Here is a 617-nt window from a genome sequence, read left to right as displayed (position 1 = left end):
CCCGGTTGATTCTGCCCGAACCATGAGTTCACAGATAAGGTCATCAGCTGTATTCAGGCATGGGGTGCATCCAAAGAAGAGATCCAGGCCGCGCTCTCCTACTTCACCGGTATCTGTGCTCCCTATATCCCTGGCAATCCAGGCATTGTCACTGCCATTCCGGGCACTATTACTCTGATCCCCACTCCTGCCCCCACAGGTGTCGCTCCTGTGACTGGCACCAGTGCGGCACCAAACCCAACCGCCGCTCCCGAGGTTCCTCGCACGACCATCACCTACTCCACCTACACGTTGACCGTGCCCCAGGTTACCTTCACCACCGGCGTCTCCGGCCACTCGACCACCGTCGGCTTGATCCCGGGCCCTGCCCCAACCGGCGTATCCCCAGGTCACTCCTCGGGCATCCCGAACCCATGGGTCTCCGCCTCGTCTACTTGGATCTCCAGCCATCATCCTAGCTCGACAGCCAAGCCGTCATCTACCTATACCCCTCCTCCCCTGGCTAACACTGCCTCCTCTGTGTCCACCAGCTTCTGGCTGGCCATGGGAGTCGCCGCTCTCTTCAGCATCTTTTTCTGATCATAACACTCCTTTCTCTTGTTTGATCTTGCTTTCAC

At 58.5% G+C, this 617-nt stretch carries 1 protein-coding gene; it reads right to left on the bottom strand.

Translation table 11 applies throughout. From position 1 onward, the window contains the following. Positions 1 to 450, bottom strand: a 450-nt coding sequence (locus P2W73_RS26680; protein ID WP_276505101.1) for a hypothetical protein, incomplete at its 3' end; no start/stop codon positions are given. Positions 451 to 617: the final 167 nt, after the last annotated feature.

It is taken from the genome of Terrimonas pollutisoli (genome assembly GCF_029360765.1).
GTDB lineage: Bacteria > Bacteroidota > Bacteroidia > Chitinophagales > Chitinophagaceae > Terrimonas_B > Terrimonas_B pollutisoli.
Note: the sequence above shows the minus strand (reverse complement) of the source record. Positions and strands in the feature narration are given on the sequence as shown.